Raw genomic sequence first — 19,680 nt, forward strand, 5'->3', positions numbered from 1 at the left:
GGTCGACAGGGGCGGGCAGCTTAACACGCCGCCGCCACCTGAGGGGGCGTGAGCAGCTCATCCGTGGTGAGCAGGGTCACGCTTCTGCCCTCTGGCAGGCTGAGGTGACGCCACATCCAGTGGTGGTGCTCGATGATCTGCTCGGCGGTGAGGTGGGGCCGGTCCGCCGTGGTGTGGGCATCGGTCAGCACAGTCACGTCAAAGCCCTGGCCCGCCGCGCTGCGCAAGGTGGTGTCGACGCAAAAATCGGTGGCACAACCGCAGATGAGCAACCTGTCCACCGCCTGCTCCGCCAGCAAAAAGCCGAGCTCGGTGCCGAGGAAGCTGTCGCAGGCGGTCTTGCGCACCCGGCTCTCCGTGGGCGCTGGGGTCAGGTCGGCGTGCAGTTGCCAGCCCGGGCTGTGGGGTTCGAGTTCAGAGCCCGGCTCGTCATGCTGGACATAGATGACACGGCCCTGACTGGCGCGCACGCCCTCTGCCAGCCGGTTGATGTTGGCAATGACCTGCGCATCCTGATGGCGGGGTTGTATGAACAAGCCCTGTTGCATGTCGATGATCAGTAACACATCCATATGAGTTCCTCAGAACCCGCCCACCATCATGCTGTGACAAGGCAATGCGGGCACATATACCACCGAAAAACCATGGATTATTAGCATAAATCCCGGATTTTGCACGGCAATACACCCTCATTGACGAGGTCTCGCGACTGACGATGGGCAGGCTCCTTGCCGATGGTCAGGGTTGCAGCCACTGGCTGCAGTCACGACTGCGGGATTGATGCAGTGCACCCATATCTTGCTTCATTTCATCGGCATTTAGCCAGCGTTCCGGCAAGGGGGCGATGCGAACACTGACATCGGCGCTGCGACCGGCGGCGGCCTTGTCATCGGTCTGCGGCACGATCAGTGCCACCTTGAGGGCCGGATTGCGGCTGGCGATGCGACTGGCAATGCCCAGCCCGCCTTCCACGTGGAAGTTGCCGGCGATGTGCATGACGCGCTGGCCGGGATGCTTGGCCAGATAGTTGACCATGCTCTCGGCCATGGTGTCGTCCCAGCTGGTCTGGGCGGCGAAGCGGCGGGCATTGCTGTCGGGATCCCCGTGGTGCATGGAGGCCATGAACTTCTGACGATAGCCATCGTCACCCAGGGTGAGGGTCTGGGCCAGCTGGCTGCGGCGACTGGCGGGCAGCTTGTCCAGCCACTGGGGACCTTCCTGGCCGACACAGCTCACCAGCGGCTTGGGGGCGTTGGCGGCGATGACCGGCAGGTGCTGCGCCTTGGCGAACTCCACCAGGGGGCGATAGTCGCTCGGGTAGTTGGGCCAGGCATTGCCATCGCGGATCAGCGCCGCTTCGCCGATGCGACCGGCCAGATAGGCATCCAGGGTGGGCTGATCGGCGCGGGTGAACTGCTCCATGGAGAGCGCAAGGCCTCGCCCATCCTGGCGGGAGCGCTCGGCCAGCCCGGCCAGCAGGTTGGCCTGCAGCAGGTGCACGGCGGGATGGGTATGCAGCTCGCCCACCAGCACGACATCGGCATCTGCCACCTGGTCCAGCGCCTGGGCCAGGGTGAGTGGCTGCTGGCTCTGCCCTTCGCTGAGCTGATAGTGATAGAGGGTGTGGGGCGCTTGCGTCTGCGGTGGCGTGGCGCAGGCGGCCAGCAGCAGGGGCAGGGCGAGCAGGGGCAGTCGTCGGATCATGATGTCTCACTCACAAAGGCAGAGATTGGCAAAGGCGCGGCACCATACGATGGCAGCATGGCGAGCAGGAGAAAAGAGGCGGCTAGTGTAAAACTGAATGAAGACAAAAGAAAATGAGAATGATTCAGTTTATTATTGATCTTTGTTGTGAGCTGAGTAATATGCCTCCCGCTTGATAATAATTCTCAATAAGGATTTTGCAGTGGCGCACAACAACACCCCATCATTGATTGCCCTCGCCGTGGCGGCAGGTCTCATGTCCCCCGCTTTCGCCGCAGACAAGAAAGCAGATGAAGTCATGGTCGTCAGTGGCTCCCGGATGGAGCAGAAACTGGAAGATGTCTCCGCACCCATCGCCGTCATCACCTCAGAGCAGATCGAAGAGCAGGTTGTCAGCAACGTCGCCGATCTGTTCCGTTACGAGCCTGGCGTGAGCGTGCAGGGCGGCGCGGGCGATGCCCAGACCTTTACCATCCGCGGCATGAGCGAGAACCGGGTGAAGGTAGTGCAAGATGGCGTGCGCCAGAATGACGCCTACAAGAATGGCGGTGTCGGTCAGACCTACTTCGATACCGACATGATCAAGCAGATTGAAGTAGCCAAGGGCCCGGCCTCTGCCGCCTACGGCTCAGATGCCCTGGGTGGCGTCATCGCCATCACCACCAAGGATGCGGGCGACTTCCTCAAGGGCCGCGACAGCTATCTGGATGCGACCACCGGCTACGCCTCCAGCAGCCACCAGAACATGGCCGGCTTCACCGGCGCCCTGCGCACTGGCGACTTCGAGAACCTGCTGCGCTACACCTGGCGCGATGGCGGTGTGACCCAGAACTACGACGGCGACAAGAACGAGTTCGACATCGTCAGCCAGGCCGTGCTGTTCAAGAGCAAGTGGAACTTCAATGACGACCAGTTCCTGAAACTGACCGTCGACTACTTCACCGAAGGCCAGGATCCGGATGCCGTCGACCTGACCAAGGCGGGTTCCGTCTTCAATCAGCCGATCACCGATAAAGACACCGACAACGTCTCTGTGGTGCTGGATCACGGCATCGCCCTGAACGCCGCCTGGGTCGATCGCATCGACAGCAAGGTCTATTACGCCCGCACCAAGCAGACCCTGGATCAGTACGCCTCCTCCAAGTATCCGGTCAACCCGCGCAACCCCTATGTGACCAAGAACTCCCTGGATCACAACGGCTTCGAGCAAGAGAGCTTGGGTGCCCAGGTGAAATTCAGCAAGGCCCTCGACAACCAGCGCCTGGCCTGGGGTGTGGAGTATGAGCACACCGACAACGAGCGTACCCGCTTCAAGGCCCCGACCGTGCCCGGTGACTTCGTCGGCTACAGCGAGTTGAGCTTCCCGTCCACCACCAGCGAGCGCAGCGCCATCTGGGCATTTGACGAGATCAAGTTCGGCGAGCGCTGGGTGCTGACCCCGGGTGCCCGTTACGAATACTACAAGATGACCCCGGACGAAGATCCCGCCTATACCGGCGACAAGCTGCAGAAGGTCTCCGAAGGGGAGCTCTCCCCCAAGCTGGGTCTGGTGTTCAAGGCGCACGAGGCGGCCAACCTGTTCGCCCAGTACAGCCATGGCTTCAAGGCGCCCATGTATGACAACGCCTTCTCCACCCTGAACCACCAGGCATACGGCTACCGCATCGAGCCGAACCCGAACCTCAAGTCCGAGAGCAGCGACGGCATAGATCTGGGTATCCGTGGCAGCGCCGGCGGCTTCAGCTATGAAGTGGCCACCTTCTACAACAAGTTCGAGGACTTCATCGAATTGGCTCAGATCGGTACCGAAGGACGCACTGCGGTCTTTGAATACCAGAACCTGGACAAGGCCACCACCAAGGGGGTCGAGGCCAAGGCAGATTACTGGTTGAACGATCTGGTCAACGTCTGGGGTAACCTGGCCTACATCGACGGCAAGGACGGCGATGGCAACTACATCAACAGCCTGAGCCCGCTCAACGGTAGCGTTGGTCTGCGCCTGGAACAGCCGAACTGGAACATCAACACAGCTCTGCGCTTCGCCGATGACATGGACAAGGTACGTCAGGACGCCAAGGGCAACGACTACATCAAGAGCGCCGGTTGGGGTGTCGTAGACATCTTCGCCCAGTTCAAACCGATGCAGGATCTGCAGCTCAACGTCGGCGTGTTCAACCTGTTCGACAAGGAATACGTCAGCTACGAGAGCATCACGGGTCTGGCCGCGTCCAGCAGCACCACCAACCTGACCGAGCCGGGCCGCAACCTGAGCGCCCGCGTCAAGTACGTGTTCTGATACTCAAGCAAGTAACGGTAATGACAAAGGGGCCCTTGGGCCCCTTTTTGCTGTGCGCGAAAGTGGGTTTGCGTTACTTGGGGGCCAGTTCGCCGTAGAAGTATGAAGCCGTCACCCCGCCGTCGATGAGAAAATCGCTGCCGGTGATGAAGGCTCCGTCCGGTCCCATCAACAAGGCGGCCAGATTGCCTATCTCGTCCGGTGTTCCGGCCCGCTTCGCCGGGCAGAGGGAGAGCATGCGGCGATAGCCTTCCCCGCGCGAGCCGCTCAGCTCGTCCTTGGCCAGGGGGGTGATGACGATGCCCGGACTGATGGTGTTGACGCGCGCGCCGCGCTTGCCCCAGCGCACGGCCTCGGCCATGACCCGCAGCGCGTTGGCACGCTTGGACAGCTGATACGCGTGCAGGGGATCTTGTACTCGATCCGGCTGCAACATGGGCAGGGCCAGCAACTCCTCCACCGGTGTGGTTGCCAGCAGGGCATCCTGCTCGGCAGTGAGGGCCCCCAGGCGATGGCCGGACTGGGAGGCGATCACCACAGCGGCGCCTCCTGGCGCAATTACCTCGCCAAAGGCATCCAGCACCAGGGCGGTGCCATAGAGATCGACCCGCAAGATCACCTCGGGGGTAGCCTGGGACGGTGACACGCCGGCGGCATGGATCACCCCGCTCACCGTACCTATGGCCGTCGCCGCTCGCACCAGCGCCTGCACCGAGGCGGGGGATGCCACATCGACACACATTGTGCTCACCACGAAGCCGGCCTCGCTCAGGGTCTTGGCGGCCGCGTCGGCGTTTTCCTGGCGCAGATCGGCCAGCAACACATGTTTGCCGGCCCCGACCCGGCGGGCGATGGCCTGGCCGATGGAGCCGGTACCAATGAGAACGATCACGTCTTTGCTCATGAGAATGTCCTTGCTAGGGTTGTGAATGCCGCTTGCCGTTGCAAACGGGCTCAGAGGGTCGCGTGCGGGCACCGCCAGGGGATCGGCGGTGCCCGCTTGGGTGATGTGAGCCTAGAGGGCCAGCCTCAGTATGCGGCTCACCACCTCCCTGTCATAGGTGTCAGCCAGTCCGAACCAGCGGGCGTTGCCGAGCACATTGTCAACGATGGCGGGCAGCTGCTGCGCCGTGATGCCCAGTTGCGATAGCCGGGTCGGGGTCCCTATCTTGTCAAACCAGGCCTCCAGTGCGGCTATGCCTTCCTGCACCGTCGCCACCCCAAACAGTTGCTGTGCGAAGCGGGTGAACTGGGCCGGATTGTGCTCCTGATACCACTTCATCCAGGCCGGCATGATCACCGACAGACCGGCGCCGTGGGGCACGTTGAACAGGGCCGAGAGGGAGTGCTCCATCATGTGGTTCGGGTAGCCAAATCCCGAGGTGCCGGCATAGGTGATGCCATTGAGCGCCAGGGTCGCCGCCCAGGCAAACTCGGCGCGCGCATCATAGTCGAGGGGATCGGCCAGCAGGGCTTCGGTCGTCTCCAGCACGGTGGCGATGACGGATTCCACCAGTCGGGACTGGAGGCGGGGCTGCATGCTGGCGGTGAAATAGCCCTCGATGGCGTGGGCAATGATGTCGGCGGCTGAGTAGACCAGATAGTCTCGGGACACCGTCTGCATCAGCGCCGGGTTGACGATGGAAAGCCGCGGGAAGGTGTGTACCGAATTGATCGCAAACTTCTCCTTGGTCACCTCGTTGGTGACGACGGCGCCCGCGTTCATCTCGCTGCCGGTGGCCGCCAGGGTCAGGATGGCGAAGATGGGCAGGGCCGAGGCGATCTCCCCCTTGCCGATGAAGAGGTCCCACACATCCCCCTCGTAACGGGTGCCGGCGGCGATGGCCTTGCTGCTGTCGAGCACGGATCCCCCGCCCACGCTGAGTACCGCATCCACCTGATGGTCGCGAGCCTGGGCGATGGCCTCGCGCACCTTGGACAGCAGGGGGTTGCTGACGATGCCGCCACACTCCACCAGGCTGATACCGTGGGCTGCCAGACTCTGGCTGACGGTGGCGAACAGGCCATCACGCTTGATGCGCTCGCTGCCATAGGTCAGCAGCACCTTCTTGATGCCATGCTCGGCCAGGATGGCGCCAATTTGCTGTTCCTTGTCTTTGCCAAATTCGATGCGGGTCGGGTTGTAGAAGCTGAAGTTATCCATGGGGAGAGTCCTGTGGCTGGCACTGGGTGTGCCGATGGCGTGAACTTTAGGCGCATCATAGGGATTGCACTAGAAGGTAAAGTGGTGAATTAATTACAACCAAATGATGTAAATTGCCGGGATCCCCCATGATCAACGAATTGCGTTCCATCACCACCTTCGTGCACACCGCCGAGCTTGGTAATCTCAGTAAGGCCGCCGAGGCGCAGCAGATCTCGCCCCAGGCCGCCAGCAAGGCGCTGGGACAGCTGGAGGTTTATCTCGGGGTTCGCCTGTTTCATCGCACCACCCGCAGCATGTCGCTGACCGAGGAGGGGCAGCGCTTCCTGGAGGCGACTCAGCCCTCACTGCTCGGCTTGCAGCAGGCGCTGCAGACGGTGCGACAGGCGCGGGAGGAGAACGCCGGGCCGCTGCGCATCGTCGGGCCGCGCACCGTGCTGCAGCCGCTCATAGGCCCGGTGCTCGACGAATATTGCCGCCTCTATCCCGCCGTGCAGCCTGAGATCCAGCTCGATGACAGGGTCGGCAACTGGGTGGCGGACAGGGTGGACGTCGGCTTTCGGCTGGGCAATGCCCCGGAGGAGGGGCTGATCGCCCGCCGCCTGTTTCCGCTGCAGCTCATCATCTGTGCGAGCCCTGTCTACTTGCGCAAGCACGGGGTTCCCCGGGGATTGCAGGATCTTGGTGCGCACCGTTGCAGCGCCTTTCGCCGCAGCAATGACGGGCGCATTGCCCCCTGGCGGGTGCAAGTCGGAGAGGAGGTGCAGGAGCGGCTTGTGACCCCGGCTTTTTCCACCAATGACGAGGAGGTGGAGCTGCGCGCCGCGCTGAGCGGGACCATCATGGGCCAGTTTGCCGGATCCACGGCGGCGCCCCATATTCGCGCCGGGCGGCTCATTCCGCTGCTGCTGGATCATGTCTGCAGCGACTACAGCCTCTATCTCTATTACGGCAGTCGCGCGGCGCAGCCCGCCCGGGTGCGCCGCTTCATCGATCTCGTCATCGCGCGGCTGACCGAGGGCCAGGAGCTGGTGCTGGGGGCTGAGGAGTTGCAGCAGGCTCACGCTTGCGGCATGGCGGACCTGGGCTGAGGCCTGCTAAAAAAGAAACCCGCACGGGGCGGGTGGAAGGATTGCAACACGCATCAGGAGGTGGTGTTAATCGAGTAGACAGGGGGCGGTGGCAAAGGTTCAACTTTATTGATATTTATGATTTTTATTCTTCCATGTGCCAGGGGATCGCCGCCCCGAAATCGGTTATCATTTGTGCCCCTTGCACCCTTGCCGAGTTCCTATGCCCGCCTTCTCCTGGTTAGCCCTGTTCTTTGGTGCCTTCTACTTCGTCTATGGCGCCTATCTGCCGTTCTGGTCGCTCTGGCTGGAGGGGATAGGGGTGAGCGCCGAACAGATAGGTCTGCTGCTCGGGGCCGGCATGGCGATACGTTTCGCCGGCAATCTGCTGATCATGGGGCGGATCAAGGGGGCGGGGCACTTGCTGCCGATCACCCGTCTGCTCTGCCTGCTGAGTCTGCTGGCCTTCCTCGGCTTCTATGTCAGCCACAGCCTCTGGTGGCTGGTAGCGCTGACCCTGGTGGCGAACTTCATCTACCCGACCCTGATGCCGGTGGGAGAGGCGCTGGCCACCCGCATGGTGGTACAGACTCACCTCGATTACGGCAAGGTGCGGCTGTGCGGCTCCTTCGCCTTCATCGTCGCTTCCACGCTCGTCGGAGCCCTGGTGGGCAACTTCGGCAGCGAATGGGTGCTGCATACCATGGTGGCCGGCCTCTTGCTGATGCTGCTGTTGAGCGTGCTGCCGCTCAATCCGGCGCCCCAGGAGTTGCAGGGGGAGCGGGCCAGGGCGTCTTTGAGGGATACCCTGAAGTCAGCTTCCGTGCGGCGTTTCTTGCTCATCACGGCCCTGCTGCAGGGCAGTCATGCAGCCTACTACGGCTTCAGCGCCATCTACTGGAAGGCCGAAGGCTACAGCGGCACCGTCATCGGCTACCTGTGGGCCCTCGGGGTGGTGGCGGAGATCTGCATGTTTGCCGCCGACAAGCGCTTCCTGCAGCGGCTCAACGCCCAGACCCTGTTCCTGGTCGGTGCCGTCGGCTGCGTGGTGCGCTGGAGCCTGCTCGGTGCCTCCAGCGAACTGTGGGTGCTGGTGCTCGGCCAGCTGCTGCACGCGGTGACCTTCTGCGTCAGTCACCTGGGGGCCATACGTTTCATGACCCGCCAGCTGCCCGCCGAGCAGATGATCCCGACCCAGGGGCTCTATGCGGCCCTTGGCCTCGGCATGATGGTGGCCGCCCTGATGACTATCTGTGGTGTGCTGTTCGAGCCGCTCGGTGGCGGCATCTTCTTCCTCATGATACTGGTGGTGCTGCCGGTCTTCGTCTTGCGCCTGCGTGTGCCGGCGGAGGGGACGCCGGCGTGAGTGACGCATCCCGCAGTGCATGACATGGGCCCGCCGGCTCTCTGGAGTGGCGGGGCCTTCAACCTTTCTGGACAAGGGAATTAGCTAGATGCACCAAGGATGGTTGCTGATCGGGATGTCGCTCGCCTACCTGGGCTTGCTGTTCCTCATCGCCTTCGTGGCGGACAAGAGCAAGCGTCGCCGCCTCAAGGGGCAGCCCCTGCTCTACAGCCTGTCGCTCGCGGTCTACTGCACCTCCTGGACCTTCTTTGGCACAGTCGGTCAGGCCAGCGAATCCCCCTGGTCCCCCGTGCCCATCTACCTCGGTCCCATGCTGGTGTTCCTGTTTGGCTGGCGCCTGCTGGCGCGCCTCATCCTGGTGGCCAAGCGCGAACACATCACCTCCATTGCCGACTTCATCGCCGCCCGCTACGGCAAGTCCCAGCGACTGGCCATGGTGATCACCCTGATAGCCGTCATGGGGATACTTCCCTACCTGGTGTTGCAGCTCAAGGCGATCGTGACCGGGCTGGATATGCTGATGGCCAACTCGGTACCAGTCGGACCCACTGGCAATACCGGGGGATTGGCGCTCGGTGTCACTATGATACTGGCCCTGTTCAGCATCTTGTTCGGTACCCGCAACCTGGATGCCACCGAGCACCACAGAGGCATGGTGGTCGCCATCGCCTTCGAGTCCCTGGTCAAGCTGCTGGCCTTCATGGCGGTGGGGGGCTTCGCGCTCTGGCTCATCATCGCCAAGCCGAGCCAGGCCCGCACCCTGGTGGCCAGCGACTTCCTCGACGCCGTGGTGGCCGTCTCCCCCGGCAGCCTGCTGGAGCTCGCGATTTATACCCTGGTGGCCATGTGCGCCGTCATCTGCCTGCCGCGCCAGTTCCACGTGACTGTGGTGGAGAACAACCAGGGCCAGGATCTGCACTGGGCGCGCTGGGTGTTCCCGCTCTATCTGTTCCTGATGGGGCTCTTCATCTGGCCCCTGGCCCTGGCGGGCAAGCAGTGGGTAGGGGCCGGCATGGGCTCGGACACCTATGTCATCAGCCTGCCCATGTCGCTGGGCTACGATGGCATGGCGATGCTGGCCTTCCTAGGCGGCACCTCGGCGGCCACCGGCATGGTGATCGTCTGCACAATCGCCCTGGCCATCATGGTCAGCAACGATCTGGTGCTGCCCGTGCTGCTGCGCCGCTTCTGGCAACAGGGGCGGGACGAGCGGCTGATGCGGCTGCTGCTGCAGGTACGCCGCGGCGCCATCCTGTTGATCCTGCTGGCGGCCTGGGCGCTCTACCTCTGGCTCGGGGATCTCACCAGCTTGTCGCGCATCGGCTACCTGTCGTTCGGCGCCGTGGCCCAGTTCGCCCCGGCGCTCTTGCTCGGCCTCTACTGGCGTCACGGCAATCGCAAGGGGGTCTACCTCGGTCTCTCCCTCGGGGTCAGCCTCTGGTTCCTCACCCTGCTGGCGGAAAGCGGTCTGCTGGCAGGCTCCCCCCTGGAGGCGCTGCTGGCGCCGCCCAACTGGCCCGCGTTTCGGGATCTGAGCCTGGGGGCCTGGTGCATCTTCATCAGCCTGCTGCTCAACCTGGTCGGCTATGTGGCGGGATCCTTGTTGTCACGGGCGGCGGTGAGCGAGCGGCTGCAGGCCGCCAACTTCGTCGGCAAGCCGAGCCAGGATCAGGCGGCCCTCTATCAGGCGCGGGTTTCGGTCAAGGAGCTGGAGATGCTGGCGGCCCGTTTCGTCGGCTCGAGCCGGGTCAAGCGCGCCTTCGGTCGCTTCGCCGGCGAGCATGGCGGCACCCTGGCGCCCCAGATGCAGGCATCGGCCGATCTCATCGCCCACACGGAGCGGCTGCTGGCCGGGGTGTTTGGCACCTCCTCCGCCCGCCTGGTGCTCGCCTCGGCCCTGCAGGGGCGCAACATGCAGCTCGAGGAGATAGCCACCATAGTGGACGAGGCCTCCGACGTGTTTCGCTTCAACCGCGGCCTGCTGCAGGGGGCCATAGAGCACATGGGGCAGGGCATCTCGGTAGTGGACAGAGAGCTCAAACTGGTGGCCTGGAACCGGCGCTACATAGAGCTGTTCCACTATCCCCCCGGCCTCATCCAGGTGGGACGCTCCATCGAGGAGATCATTCGCTACAACGCCGAGCAGGGGCTGTGCGGCCCCGGTGAGCTCGAGGCCCATGTGGCGCGGCGGGTCGCCTTCATGCAGCGCGGCAGCCCCCATGTCTCGGCGCGGGAGCGCCCGGATGGCCGGGTGATCGAGATGCAGGGCAACCCCATGCCGGCGGGGGGCTTCGTGATGACCTTCACCGATATCACCCCGTTCCGGGCTGCGGAGCGGGTGCTGCGAGAGGCCAACGAACACCTGGAGGCGCGGGTGGCGGAGCGTACCCACGAGCTCTCCGAGCTCAACCGCCAGCTATTGCTGGTGAACCAGCAGGTGGAGCGGGCCAACCACTCCAAGAGCCGTTTCCTCGCGGCGGTGAGCCATGATCTCACCCAGCCGCTGAATGCGGCCAAGCTGTTCACCTCCTCCCTGCTGGAGATGCTGCCGGGGGTGCAGGGCGCGGAGCAGAGGGCGGAGCAGGTGCGCATCGCCCGTCACATCGACGATGCCCTGGGGGCGACCGAGGATCTCATCACGGATCTGCTGGACATCTCGCGGCTCGAAGCCGGCAAGTTCAAGGCCAAGAAGCTCGATTTCGCCCTGCGGGAGGTGTTTGACAACCTCAAGGCGGAGTTCGGGGTGCTGGCCCAGGCGGGGGATATCCAGTTCTCCGTGGTGGAGAGCAAGCTCGCCGTTTACAGCGATGTGCGCCTGCTGCGGCGGGTGCTGCAAAACTTCCTCACCAATGCGTTTCGCTACAACCCGGGGGGCCGGGTGCTGCTCGGCTGCCGCCGGCTTGGTGACAAGGTTCGCATCGAGGTGTGGGACAACGGCCCCGGCATTCCCCTGGACAAGCAGGAGGCGATCTTTGACGAGTTCTCCCGTCTCGATCACTCCCGCACCGCCCGTGAGCAGGGCCTCGGCCTCGGCCTCGCCATCGCCCGCGGCATCTCCCTGGTGCTGGGGCACCCGCTCTCACTGCGCAGCTGGCCCCAGGCGGGATCCGTGTTCTCCATCACCCTGAACCTGGCGACCCGGCCCGTGATGCCGACCCAGGTAGCAGCCCCAGCGGTGCGCGACAGCCAGCTGGAGGGGATCAAGATCCTCTGCATCGACAACGAGGAAGACATACTCACCGCCATGCACTCCCTGCTGGGGCGCTGGGGCTGCGAGGTAGTCTGTGCCCAGAGCCTGGCCCAGGCGGAGGATCTCATCGCCGGTGGCTTCCTGCCCAGGCTGGTGCTCTCCGACTATCACCTGGACGATGGCAAGACGGGGTTGCAGGCGCTGCACATGATCCGGTTGGCCCATGGCAACGAGATTGGCGGCATCATCATCAGCGCGGATCGCAAGAGCGAGCTGCAGGCACAGATCCGCGAGCATGGCTACGGCTATGTCAGCAAACCGGTCAAGCCCCTCAAGCTGCGGGCCCTGATGAACAGTCTCTTGTTGCCCATAGCGTGACTGCAATCACAGAATCCATCATTGACCTGTATTGGTGATAATGGTTCTCATCCCAGTGCATGGGCGATGTTGGCGCCATGTTATATGCATGATCGCGGCCAACTGAAAAAAGTGAGTCCCTGTTACTGTCATTTCTACTAGGTGGCGGGATCATTTCTCTCATCTATAGTCATTCGGCGATTATTTTCATCGCAAATCAAGTTGTGCAAAAAAGGCAAACCGGATGAAAGTCCGGGACGCAAAGCCTCCGGTCTAAGGGTCAAAGCACCTAGGATAGCGGGGCCACCACAGGTTGTATCGTCCATGGAGCCAAGCCATGGTATCGATGTTGTCTGCGTTACCTGTCCGGTCGCGTTGCCTTTTTCGTTGTTCATACCAATAACGAAATAAGGAAGTTCAACTATGTTCAGTCCAAAACATTCCCTGCTGGCATTGCTGGTCGGGGGGCTCTGTTCTACCTCCGCCCTCGCTGCCGCCCCCGGCAAACCCACCATCGGCTGGGGTGAAACCAAGTTCGCCATCATCCAGGTCGATCAGGCCGCCACCTCCTACAACAAGCTGGTCACTGTCCACAAGGACGGCGCCCCGGTCAGCGTGACCTGGAACCTCTGGTCCGGCGATGTGGGCCAGACCGCCAAGGTACTGCTCGATGGCAAGGAAGTCTGGTCCGGCGCCGCCAGTGCGGCGGGCACCGCCAACTTCAAGGTCACCAAGGGTGGCCGCTATCAGATGCAGGTGGCCCTGTGCAACGCCGACGGCTGCACCCTATCCGACAAGAAGGAGATAGTGGTGGCCGACACGGACGGCAGCCACCTGGCGCCGCTCAATGCGCCCCTGCAAGAGAACAACAAGCCTTACACCAACAAGGCCGGCAAGGTGGTCGGGGCCTACTACGTGGAGTGGGGCGTCTATGGCCGCAAGTTCACCGTGGACAAGATCCCGGCCAAGAACCTGACCCACATCCTCTATGGCTTCACCCCCATCTGTGGCGGTAACGGCATCAACGACAGCCTGAAAGAGATCTCAGGCAGCTTCGAGGCACTGCAGCGCTCCTGCGCCGGCCGTGAGGACTTCAAGGTCTCCATCCATGATCCCTGGGCCGCGGTCCAGATGGGGCAGGGCAATCTCACCGCCTTCGACGAGCCCTACAAGGGCAACTTCGGCAACCTGATGGCGCTGAAGAAAGCCAACCCAAACCTCAAGATCCTGCCTTCCGTGGGTGGCTGGACCCTGTCCGACCCCTTCTACTTCTTCAGTGACAAGACCAAGCGCGACACCTTCGTCGCCTCCATGAAGGAGTACCTGCAGACCTGGAAATTCTTCGATGGCGTGGACATCGACTGGGAGTTCCCGGGTGGCCAGGGTGCCAACCCCAATCTGGGTGGCCCGAACGATGGCGCCACCTATGTGGCCCTGATGAAAGAGCTGCGCGCCATGCTGGACGAGCTGGAAGCCGAGACCGGCCGCCAGTATGAGCTCACCTCGGCCATCAGCGCCGGCGGCGACAAGATTGCCAAGGTGGACTATCAGGCTGCCCAGCAGTACATGGATTACATCTTCCTGATGAGCTACGACTTCAGCGGCGCCTTCGATCTGAAGAACCTGGCTCACCAGACCAACCTCTATGCATCAAGCTGGGATCCGGCCACCAAGTACACCACCGACAAGGGCGTCAAGGCGCTGCTCGGCCAGGGTGTGACTCCGGGCAAGGTCGTGGTCGGTGCGGCCATGTATGGCCGTGGCTGGACCGGGGTCAATGGCTATCAGGCCGGCAACCCCTTCACCGGCAGTGCGACCGGTCCCATCAAGGGCACCTGGGAGAATGGCGTGGTGGATTACCGCGATATCGTCAACAACCGCATGGGCGCGGGCTGGGAGCAGGGCTATGACGAAACGGCGGAAGCGCCTTACGTCTTCAAGGCGAGCACCGGCGATCTCATCAGCTTCGACAACGATCGCTCGGTCAAGGCCAAGGGGCAGTACGTGCTGGCCAACCAGCTCGGCGGCCTGTTCGCCTGGGAGATCGATGCGGATAACGGCGACATCTTGAACGCCATGCACGAAGGGCTCGGCAACGGGGACGGCGGCACCACGCCACCGGTCAACAAGCCGCCCGTGGCCAATGCAGGTAGCGATCTGAGCGTCACAGGCCCGGCCGAGGTGACCCTCAACGGCGCCGCCTCCCATGACCCCGAGAGCGGTGTGCTGAGCTACAGCTGGAAGCAGGTCTCTGGCCCGCAGGTCAGCCTGCTCGATGCTACTCAGGCCAAGGCCCGGGTAGTGTTGGACGCCGTCAGCGCCGACATCAACCTGGTGTTCGAGCTGACCGTCACCGACGATCACAACCTCACGGCCAAGGATCAGGTGGTGGTGACCAACAAGGCGCCGCAGCCTAACCTGCCGCCCGTAGTGACGGTACCGGCCACCGCCAGCGTCGAATCCGGCAAGCAGGTGACCATCAAGGCCACCGCCTCCGATCCGAACGGCGACGCCCTGACCTATCAGTGGAGCCTGCCTGCGGGTCTCACCGCCACCGGTCAGAACAGCGCGACCCTGGTAGTCACAGGCCCGAGCGTCACCAGCGACACCGCCTATGACCTGAGCCTGGTGGTCACCGACGGCTCTCTGGATGCCAGTGCCGGCACCCGTCTGACCGTCAAACCGGCGAGCACTGGGGGTGGCTGTGAGGCAACCGATCCGGATGCGGCCAACCACCCGGCCTGGAGCGCCAGCGCCGTCTACAACACCAATGCCAAGGTGAGCCACAAGCAGCTAGTGTGGCAAGCCAAGTATTGGACCCAGGGCAACGAGCCAAGCCAGACCGCGGATCAGTGGAAGCTGCTGAGTGCGGTGCAGCTCGGCTGGAATGCCGGGGTGGCCTATAACGCCGGCGACCTGACCAACCACAACGGTCGCAAGTGGAAGGCCCAGTACTGGACCAAGGGTGACGAGCCCGGCAAGGCCGCCGTCTGGGTTGACCAGGGTGCTGCCAGCTGTAACTGAGTGACATCATGACCCAAGCAATGGGGCCCGGTGCCCCATTGCTTTCTCCACCCACCTTCCCGACCTGCCAGATATTCCCAATCTGCTATCAGAACGTCGTACATCAGCGCTATGCGCACCGAGGATATTTTCAATGCACCAAGACAGCACGCAGTGGATGGGCAAACTCTCCATCCTGGGGCTGGCGATCCTGAATATCAGCCCGCTGGCGATGGCTCAACAGAGCAGCACGACCGGCGAGTTTCGCAAAGACAACAGCGCTCCCCAGATCTACAGCCAGGAGGGCCTGGTCAACAATTTCCCCCAGAAGCTGCCCCTGGGCGCGGCCTTCGCCCCCTTGCTGACCGCCTGGGATGCGGAAGATGGGGAGCTCAGCACCCGCATCAGCCAGAAGAGCGGGGTCAATACCCAGCAGCCCGGCCACTATGTGGCCCAGTATCAGGTCAAGGACAATGGCCTGCCCACGGTGGATGGCTTCAAGGGGTGGGGGAGTGTCACCACCACCTTCTCGCTGCCGGTCACCGTCTATGATCCGGCGCTGGAGCATCCCGTCAATCAGCTCGCCCTGGGGGCACTCTGGGATGAGGGCCCCGTCATCAACAGCAGCCTCCTCATGGCGGTAGGCAGCGAGCTGAGCCGCCCCCTGTGGATCCCGGGCTCCGGCCTGCCACTGCTGGGGGAGCGGCTGTCCATTCGCAGCTTCCAGGTCAAAGAGGGGGTCTGGGGTGGCAATAACCGCCAGTTTGCGCTGCGCCTGACCGATCCCGCCAGCGGCGAGGTGCTCTATGACGGGCCCCTGACCTTCAGCACCGGCACTACTTTCACCCCCAGCGCCCCCATCTCGGTGCTGGCGGATCGGGACTACCAATTCACCCTGCGCTACCTGGCCGGAGCCAGCAAGCAGGGCTTCAAGCGCAACGAAGCGGGCCAATTCTGGCTCAATGCGGAGGGGGTACAGGAGCAGGCGCTCTATCCCTATGCCCAGGTGCTGGCGGATCCCGCCAACCAGCTCGCGTTCGACCCCGGCCTCAGCCGTCCGCTCAAGGAGAAGTTGCTGAGCAGCGCGGGGGGCCAGGAGCTGCTCCACGTCCGCAAGCTGCCGGGGGCCGAGGCCCAGGTGCTGAACTACGTCATCGCGGATCCGGCGCTGGCGACGCTCCAGATCCAGCAGGGAGAGGGAGAGGACCGATTGGTGCTGAGCGGGCTGCAGGAGGGGGAGACCAACCTGGAGATCCTGGCCAACGGCGAGCGGGTCGATCTGGTACGCCTCATCGTCACGGCACCCAAGGCGGTGACCCTCTCCTACAGCTACATCGCCTTCCCCGGCGAGGCCAGGACCCATCTCTGGGATGACGGCGTCCTGATCCAGCGCGACATCAGCCGCCGCTATGCCCCCTACAACATCCGGCTCAGCTGGGTCGACAACGGCGTGCTGGTGCACGAGTGGGACAAGGATGGCGATGGCTACTCTACCGACGCAGGGCGTATCGAGCAGGCCGCGCCGATCAAGGAGGGCTGGATCCCGAACCAGGAGCTGGTCTTCTCCAATCTCTATGTGATGCGACTCACCAAGGATGATGCTCGGCCATGCCCCGGCACTGGCGGGGGCTCATCCACGGGCTCGGGGCCGACCGATGCGCCACCCCGTGCCGGCTATCGCGCCGCCTGTCCCGGCAATGCCACCGAGCTGGGCCAGTCCCTGACCCTGGCCCATGAGCTGGGCCATAACCTGGGGCTGTGGCACACCAAGGACACAGAACCCAATGGCGCCGCCAACCTCATGTATGTCGGTCGCCAGGAGGGGATCTTCTTCGCGTCCCAGTGGCGGGTGATCCACCAGACTCTGAGCAGCCGCATCGCCGCCGGGGATCCCGGGGTGAGCGAGGCCAAGGGGCCGAGCCAGAACCGATAAACAGCGCTGAGTGGTGACAGGTTCTGGACGAACCTGCCACCCCAGCACAGAGATTCAAATAAGTGGATGGGGGCGGAGCCGAGGAGCCGTCACCTGTTCCATCAGGCTTCTTACAACAAGGCATGTGGACATGCCCAACAGGATGAAAACCATGACAATGAAAAAAACGCACATCGCCAGTCTGATCATGGCCACGCTGGCAAGCGGCCCTCTGCTGGCCGCGGTCCAGGCGCCCCCCTCCCTGCCGTTCAACGACAGGCCCCCCATCAATGATCTGCAAGGCTCCCTCGCGGCCCAGGTGCAGTTTGCCCAGAGCCAGATCCTGCCGGCCCACCCCAAGGAGGGGGACAATCAGCCGAGGCTGGTGGCCGAGCGCAAGAGCCTGCTGCTGGTGCGGCCCCTGCAGGCCGACGCCAGCGTGCCCATGCAGCTGACGGCCAGGGATGGTGCCGGTCGCCTGCTCGGTGCCCTGACCCTCAATGGCCCGGATCAGTTGCCCAAACCGGCCTACTACCTGGAAGGTTCACCGGAGGAGGGGGTCGACTTCACCCCGGGCCCCGGCACCAGCGGCGTCATCAACAGCAGCGGCGAGCTGGCCAAGCTCAGCGATCCCGCCGGCGCCTTCCTGCAGGGCAAGTTGCAACCCCATGCCCTGGTGACCATCCAGACCGCGGACGGGCGCTGGGTGCGGGATATCCAGCTGCCGGGCGACGCCGCACTGACCGGCAAGATGGTGCGGGTCGTTTCCAACGCCGGCTACAACTCGACCATCCATTACAGCGGTCGCCAGGCGACGATTTCTCGTGGCCAGACGCTGCAGTTCAAGTTCGTGGGGGGCCAGTGGATCCGGGACGGGGAGCTTGAGAACAACGGCCTTCGCTATGCGACCGATGCCTGGAGCGCCGTGCTGCCGGCAGAGTGGATCCTGCCTGGCCTCAACCTGCAACTGAGCCAGGGGGCGCTGAGCGGCGAGTTGAACGGGCTCGACATAGGGGCGCCGAGCGAGCTGCTCATCCACACCATCGACATCGGCATGCTCACCTCTCCCCGCAACGAGTTCGATTTTGCCAAGGATCCCGAGGCGCATCGGGAGTATTTCCAGACGGTGCCCACCAGCCGGCTCATCGTCAGCCAGTACGCACCGCTCTCCTTGAGCGAGGTGATGCTGCCGGATGGCACCCTGCTCACGGACTTTGATCCCAGCCAGGGGGGCTGGCACGAGGGCACCATGCGCCAGCGCATCGGCAAGGAGCTGGTCTCCCTTGGTATCGACAACGCCAACTACGGCATCAACAGCACGGCAGGGGAGGGGGAGAACAGCCATCCCTATGTGGTGGCCCAGCTGGCGGCCCACAACAGCCGCGGCAAGTACGCCAACGGGGTGCAGGTGCACGGCGGCTCTGGCGGCGGTGGCATCGTCACCCTCGACAGCTCCCTTGGCAACGAGTTCAGCCACGAGGTGGGTCACAACTATGGTCTCGGCCACTATGTGGGGGGCTTCGCCGGCTCGGTGCACCGCAGCGCCGAGGCCGCCAACTCCAGCTGGGGTTGGGACGGGGACAAGAACCGCTTCATTCCTAACTTCGGGGTCAGCCGCAATGGCCAGAGCACCTGCCTCGACGGCCAGTGCCAGGCCCCCTTCGACGGCCGTCCGTTTGGCCTGGATGCCATGGCGGGGGGCGCGCCCCTCTCCAGCTTCAATCGCTTCACCCTCTACACCCCGAACTCGGCGGCCATCATACAGAACTTCCTCGAGAGCAAGGCGGTGTTCGATGCCCGCTCGGTGACCGGCTTCAGCAAGTGGAATGCGACCACAGCGACCATGGAGCCCTATCAGCACAAGGTCGAGGCCCTGGAGCAGGTGAGCGCCCCCATGAACAGCCTGGGGGAGGCCAAGCTGGCGGCCCTGCTGGCGGAATACGATCTGGTCAAGGTGGCCATGTGGGATGGCAACTGGACGCGCAACATCCAGCCGCCCCCCGCCTCGGCCGCCAACGCGGGCCGGATCCTCACCGTCGATCACAACGCCGGTTACAACAGCGTGCTCTTCATCAACGGTCAGCAGATCACCGTCTCCCGTGGCTTCAAGAAGAGCTACACCTCGGATGGCAGCCGCTGGCAGGAAGGGGCGCCGGTGGACACCCGAGCTCCGCGCAAGCCGCAGGGCTTCGGGGTGCCGGTGACTACCCTGGTGGGCTACTACGATCCTCAGAGTCAGCTGCCGAGCTATGTCTACCCGGCGCTGCATGGCGCCTATGGCTTCAGCTACGGGGATGATGGTGCCAAGGTCACGGGTGGTGACTGCCAGTTGCAGGTGGAGACCCGGAGCGGTCTGTTGCAGTTCCGGTTGGCCAATCACCGCCTGAGCGCCGGGCTGATGAACAAGTTCCATGTCAACGTGCCAGAGGCGAGCGAGCCAAGCCGTGCCGCCGTGGTCTGCGGCGGCAGAACCCTGGATCAGCAGGCCATTTCGGCGCCGGCCGGGACGCTCACCTACACAGTCAATGGACGCCCGTTGCAGCAGTGATTCATGTTGTTCATATTGCTTTTTACAGCGCCATATAGCGTAAAAGAAGGTAAATGACACAATAAAAAAG

General features: G+C 63.4%; 11 protein-coding genes and 1 riboswitch. Of the genes, 7 read left to right on the plus strand and 4 right to left on the minus strand.

The features are described 5' to 3' along the window. Positions 1 to 20 precede the first annotated feature (20 nt). Both CUC44_RS01210 and CUC44_RS01215 read right to left on the minus strand, forming a co-directional pair. Positions 21 to 572, minus strand: a complete 552-nt coding sequence (locus CUC44_RS01210) for a cysteine hydrolase family protein (RefSeq protein ID WP_100858185.1) — start codon at positions 570 to 572, stop codon at positions 21 to 23. A 166-nt stretch (positions 573 to 738) separates the two neighbouring features. Next, positions 739 to 1,704, minus strand: a complete 966-nt coding sequence (locus CUC44_RS01215; RefSeq protein ID WP_100858186.1) for a ChaN family lipoprotein — start codon at positions 1,702 to 1,704, stop codon at positions 739 to 741. A gap of 202 nt (positions 1,705 to 1,906) precedes the next feature. On the opposite strand from CUC44_RS01215, the gene CUC44_RS01220 reads away from it, so the two are divergent. Next, the gene (locus CUC44_RS01220) at positions 1,907 to 4,000 is read left to right on the plus strand and encodes a TonB-dependent hemoglobin/transferrin/lactoferrin family receptor (RefSeq protein WP_100858187.1); all 2,094 of its coding nucleotides are present in this window, start codon (positions 1,907 to 1,909) and stop codon (positions 3,998 to 4,000) included. 73 nt (positions 4,001 to 4,073) lie between these two features. On the opposite strand, the gene CUC44_RS01225 is transcribed toward CUC44_RS01220, so the two are convergent. Next, positions 4,074 to 4,904, minus strand: a complete 831-nt coding sequence (locus CUC44_RS01225) for an SDR family oxidoreductase (protein ID WP_100858188.1) — start codon at positions 4,902 to 4,904, stop codon at positions 4,074 to 4,076. A gap of 111 nt (positions 4,905 to 5,015) precedes the next feature. Continuing rightward, positions 5,016 to 6,164 carry an iron-containing alcohol dehydrogenase gene (locus CUC44_RS01230; protein WP_100858189.1) on the minus strand — a complete coding sequence of 383 codons (1,149 nt, stop codon included), beginning with the start codon at positions 6,162 to 6,164 and terminating at the stop codon, positions 5,016 to 5,018. A 128-nt stretch (positions 6,165 to 6,292) separates the two neighbouring features. Here CUC44_RS01230 and CUC44_RS01235 point away from each other — a divergent pair, with 128 nt between their 5' ends. The 6 genes from CUC44_RS01235 (at position 6,293) to CUC44_RS01260 (ending at position 19,610) form a co-directional block, all read left to right on the plus strand. Beyond that, entirely contained in the window at positions 6,293 to 7,255 is a 963-nt protein-coding gene (locus CUC44_RS01235) for a LysR family transcriptional regulator (RefSeq protein WP_208621008.1), read from the plus strand. A gap of 202 nt (positions 7,256 to 7,457) precedes the next feature. Then, a complete protein-coding gene (locus CUC44_RS01240; RefSeq protein WP_100858190.1) occupies positions 7,458 to 8,600 on the plus strand; it encodes a 3-phenylpropionate MFS transporter in 1,143 nt (380 codons plus the stop codon). Between the two features lie 88 nt (positions 8,601 to 8,688). After that, positions 8,689 to 12,168: a hybrid sensor histidine kinase/response regulator gene (locus CUC44_RS01245; RefSeq protein WP_100858191.1), complete on the plus strand. Its 3,480-nt coding sequence runs from the start codon at positions 8,689 to 8,691 to the stop codon at positions 12,166 to 12,168. Between the two features lie 203 nt (positions 12,169 to 12,371). Next, positions 12,372 to 12,458: riboswitch (cyclic di-GMP riboswitch) on the plus strand. A 112-nt stretch (positions 12,459 to 12,570) separates the two neighbouring features. Then, positions 12,571 to 15,171, plus strand: a complete 2,601-nt coding sequence (locus tag CUC44_RS01250; protein ID WP_100858192.1) for a glycosyl hydrolase family 18 protein — start codon at positions 12,571 to 12,573, stop codon at positions 15,169 to 15,171. Positions 15,172 to 15,304: 133 nt separating this feature from the next. Next, positions 15,305 to 17,083, plus strand: coding sequence for a hypothetical protein (locus tag CUC44_RS01255; RefSeq protein ID WP_100858193.1), 1,779 nt, complete (start codon positions 15,305 to 15,307; stop codon positions 17,081 to 17,083). A gap of 157 nt (positions 17,084 to 17,240) precedes the next feature. After that, complete coding sequence (locus CUC44_RS01260) at positions 17,241 to 19,610, plus strand: M66 family metalloprotease (protein WP_425266288.1); 2,370 nt, start codon at positions 17,241 to 17,243, stop codon at positions 19,608 to 19,610. The last annotated feature ends 70 nt before the right edge of the window (positions 19,611 to 19,680 follow it).

Source organism: Aeromonas lusitana, from assembly GCF_002812985.1.
Taxonomy (GTDB): domain Bacteria; phylum Pseudomonadota; class Gammaproteobacteria; order Enterobacterales; family Aeromonadaceae; genus Aeromonas; species Aeromonas lusitana.